General features: G+C 75.5%; 3 protein-coding genes. 2 read left to right on the forward strand and 1 reads right to left on the reverse strand.

Features of this window, described 5'->3' with window-relative positions; translation table 11 throughout:
• Both ACFXA3_RS34325 and ACFXA3_RS34330 read left to right on the forward strand, forming a co-directional pair.
• On the forward strand, positions 1-2,399 hold a 2,399-nt coding region (locus ACFXA3_RS34325), incomplete at its 5' end, for a molecular chaperone Hsp90 (protein ID WP_385193449.1).
• A gap of 87 nt (positions 2,400-2,486) precedes the next feature.
• On the forward strand, positions 2,487-3,392 hold the full coding sequence (locus ACFXA3_RS34330) for a hypothetical protein (protein ID WP_385193452.1): 906 nt from the start codon (positions 2,487-2,489) through the stop codon (positions 3,390-3,392).
• 63 nt (positions 3,393-3,455) lie between these two features.
• Here ACFXA3_RS34330 and ACFXA3_RS34335 read toward each other — a convergent pair.
• Positions 3,456-4,071 (reverse strand): cation transporting ATPase C-terminal domain-containing protein (locus tag ACFXA3_RS34335; RefSeq protein WP_385193455.1); only part of this gene is annotated, 616 nt, incomplete at its 5' end.

Below are 4,071 nucleotides of genomic sequence, written 5' to 3' on the forward strand. Positions count from 1 at the left end.
GGCGGGCGGGGGGCGGCGGGGGGGGGGCGCCGGGGGGCGGGGCCGCCGGGGCCGCCGGAGCCGCCGCCGGGGAGACCCGACGCTGGCGCACCGTCCGCCACAGCGGCCCCATCGAGCCCGCCCTCCTCGCCGACCGGCCGGTCGAGGAGCGGCTGCGGCCCACCTGGACGGTGTCCTGGGCCGTGCCCGTCGACACCGACGGCGCCCCCGTACGCCCGGCCACCGCGCCCGTGGTGCACGCGCCGACCCCGACCGACGAACCGCTGGGCATCCCCGCCCTGCTCATCGCGACGCTGCCGCTGGACACCTCCCGCCGGCACCCCGCGCCGGGCCCGCTGACCGACTTCCTGGTGGAGCGCGCCGCCGACGCGTACGCCGAACTGCTCGGCGACTGGGACCCGGTGAGCACCGCGCTCGTGGACCTCGTACCCGGGCCGCTCGGCCAGGGCGTGCTGGACGGGGCGCTGCGCACGGCCGTGCTCCGGCGACTGCCGCGGACCGCGTTCCTCGCCCCGGCGGCCCCCGCCGAACACGCCGAGGAGCGGGCCGCGCTGCGCCCCTTCGAGGCCGAGGTGGTGGAGGGCGCGGGCGCCGACACCGTACGGGTCCTCGCGGAGGTCCTGCCGACGCTGCTCCCGGCCGGCCTGGAGCGCCGCGCCGAGCTGCGCACGCTCGGCGTGGGCCGGCTGCCGCTGGGCGACGCCATCGAGCGGATCGCGGGCATCGAGCGCACCCCGGACTGGTGGCACCGGCTGTACGACACCCTGGCCGGGGTGGATCCGGACCGGCTGTCGGGCCTGCCGGTGCCGCTGGCCGACGGGCGGACCACGATCGGCCCGCGGCACGTGCTGCTGCCCGGCGCGGACACCCCCAAGGACCTGGCCCGGATGGGCCTGAAGGTGGCCCACCCGGACGCGGCGCACCCGCTGCTGGAGCGCCTGGGCGCCCTCCCGGCCACACCCCGGGCGGTCCTGACGACCCCGCAGGTGCGGGCGGCGGTGGCCTCCTCCCTCGACGCCGGGGAGATCTGGGACGAGGACGCCCTCGACGCCGACGAGCTGGCCGAGGTGGTCCTGGGCCTGGTCCGGGACGCCGACCTGGCCCCGGGCGACGAGCCGTGGCTGGGCGCGCTGGCCCTGCCGGACGAGGACGGGGAGCTGACGCCCGCGGGCGAGCTGCTGCTGCCCGGCTCCCCGCTGGCCTCGGTGATCCGCGAGGACGAAGTCCCCTACGTGGACGGCGAGCTGGCCGGGCGGTGGGGTGCGCAGCCGCTGACCGCCTGCGGGGTGCTGGCCGTCTTCCAGCTGGTCCGCGCCGCCGACGTGGTCCTCGACCCGGACGAACTGGAGCCCCGAGACGGCGACTTCGCCGAGCCCGACGACGCGGGCCTGCTGGACGCGGTCGACGTGTGGTGCGAGGACGTACTGGACCAGCTGCCGGACACCCCGCTGCCGCCCGTGGCCACGGAACTCGTCGCGGTGCGCGACCTCGACCTGGTCGACGACGACTGCTGGCCGCAGGCCCTGGCCATGCTCGCGCAGCCCCCGCTGCGCGACGCGCTGACCCAGCCCGTACGGGTCCTGCTGCCGGACGGCACCACGCAGTCGGTGCGCCCGTACACCGCGTGGTGGCTGCGCGACCACCCGGTGCTCGACGGGCGCCGCCCGGCGGGCCTGCGCGCGGCGGGCGGGGACCCGCTGCTGGCGGGCCTGTACACCCCGGCGGACGCCACGGGCTTCGAGGACGAGCAGGTCCTGCGGGCGCTGGGGGTCCGTACCAGCGTTGCGGCCCTGCTGGAGGAGCCCGGCGGCGCCGCCGAGCTCCTGGGCCGGCTCGCCGATCCGGACCGCGAGGTGTCGGACCGCCAGCTGCACGCCCTGTACGGGGCCCTGGCCGATCTGGACCCCGAGCAGGTCACGCTCCCGGACGAGCTGCGCGCGGTGGTGGACGGCGAGATCGTCGTGGTCGACGCGGCGGACGCCGTGATCGCGGACGCCCCGGACCTCCTGCCCCTGGCCGAGGGCCTCCCGCTGCTCCCGGTGGCTCCGGCCCGCGCGGCCGACCTGGCGGACCTCCTCCAGGTCCGGCGCCTGTCGGAGACCGTCCCGGCGGAGGTCACGACGCCGGGCGAGGAGCACGACGTCCCGGAGCCGGTCCGGACCCTCCTGGGCCCCTCGACCCCGGCGACCTACCTGGAGCACGAGGAGCTGGTCGCGGGCGGCGTGGAGCTGGACTGGCGCCGCACCCCGGACGGCACCCTGCACGCCTCCACCCTGGAGGGCGTGGCGGCGGGCCTGGCCTGGTCGGCGGGCCAGTGGCCGCGCCGCTTCGAGGTCGCGGCCCTGCTGGAGGACCCGTCCCGCACACCGGAACTCGCCCGCGACCGCTGGTTCGACTGAGGCCGGACGGCCGGCCCGAAACCCGTCACCACCGGGTTTAATGACCCCTGCGCGATGCCGCACCGGGCGGCTCGCGGAAGGGGGATCATGAACATTCGAGGGAAGCACAGCCCGTTCAGACGTGGCGTCGTCGCACTGACCAGCGCCCTGCTCCTCGCGGCCGGTGCCACGACGGTGACGGCGACCTCGGCGGTCGCCGACGGCATGCCGACGCCGCCGCGGCCCTGTTCGCCCGGCGACCGGGAGGACCCCGGATCCTCGGCCGCCCTGCGGCCCGGTGACCGGCTCTCCACCGGCCAGTACATGCAGTCGAACAACGCGGTCCTGGTGATGCAGCCCGACGGCAACCTGGTGCTGAGCCTGGTGTGGGCCGGCCGTCCGGGTCCCGTCGTGTGGGCCAGCGGAACCTGGGGCAACCCGGGGGCGCACGCGATCCTCCAGGAGGACGGCAACCTCGTGGTCTACCGCCCGGACGGACGCGCCGTGTGGTCGACCGGCACCTGGGGCGGCGGCCAGGCCTGCGCAGTGGTCGACGGCCACGGCGACTTCCAGGTGAACCGGGCCGCCCCCGATCACTACGGATACCTCTGGCACACCGAGTCCGGGACGCTCCAGGGCTCCTTCAACGGCAACGAGAGCATCTGGGAGGGCGGCTTCTCCCTCAAGCCCGGCCAGTGGCGCGCCTCCCTCACGACCTGGCTGCTGATGCAGTCCGACGGCAACCTCGTCCTGTACCGCAAGGCCGACAACACCCCGCTGTGGGCGACGAACACGTACGGGCTCTACCACGCCAACGGCTCGATGAGCAGCTGGACCGGCAGCCTGACCATCTACTACACGGGCAAGGACGGCGGCGGCCACGCCGCCTGGGACGCCGGGGTCTCCGGCAGCCAGGGCGCCTACCTGTCCGTGCAGAACGACGGGAACGTCGTCATCTACGACCGGTCGGGCACCCGGGCCCTGTGGGCCTCCGGTACGTGGGGCCGGGCGTAGGACCGGCGGTGACGGCGCTGCCCCGCCCCGCCTCCGGGCCGGACGGGGCGGGGCTGCGCGCCGTCAGGCGGGGAACCTGCGGTCGACCTGGCGGAAGGTGAACTCGATCAGGGCCGAGGCGGCCGCCGCGATGGCCACGGCCGTCCACGGGAGCTGCGTGCCCACGAGCTTCAGCTGGAAGAAGTCCTGGAGCCACGGGACGACGAGGACGAGCAGGAACGCCCCGCCCATCGCGCCGACCAGGACCAGCCGCCACCACGTGTAGGGGCGGGCGATGATGGCCAGGACCCACATCGAGGTGAGGAACAGCGTCAGCGTCGCCGCGCTGGTCTCGGCGTTGAGGGCGTCCGGGCCGGAGTAGTGGTGGCGGGCGAGCAGGTACGTCACGAAGGTGGCCACGGCCGCGATCACGCCGCCGGGGATGGCGTACCGCATCACCCGTTTCACGAAGTTCGGCTTCGCGCGCTCCTTGTTCGGGGCGAGGGCCAGGAAGAAGGCCGGGATGCCGATGGTGAGGGTGGACAGCAGCGTCAGGTGGCGCGGCAGGAACGGGTACTCCACCTGGAAGCAGACCACGAGGATGGCCAGCAGCACCGAGTAGACCGTCTTCGTCAGGAAGAGGGTGGCGACCCGGGTGATGTTGCCGATGACCCGGCGGCCCTCGGCGACCACCGAGGGG

The sequence above is a fragment of the Streptomyces sp. NPDC059456 genome, assembly GCF_042750055.1.
GTDB lineage: Bacteria > Actinomycetota > Actinomycetes > Streptomycetales > Streptomycetaceae > Streptomyces.

What these genes read in the sequence shown, in the direction of transcription:
- ACFXA3_RS34330 (WP_385193452.1), top strand. Translation starts at nt 2,487, where the DNA reads ATGAACATTCGAGGGAAGCACAGCCCGTTCAGACGTGGCGTCGTCGCA.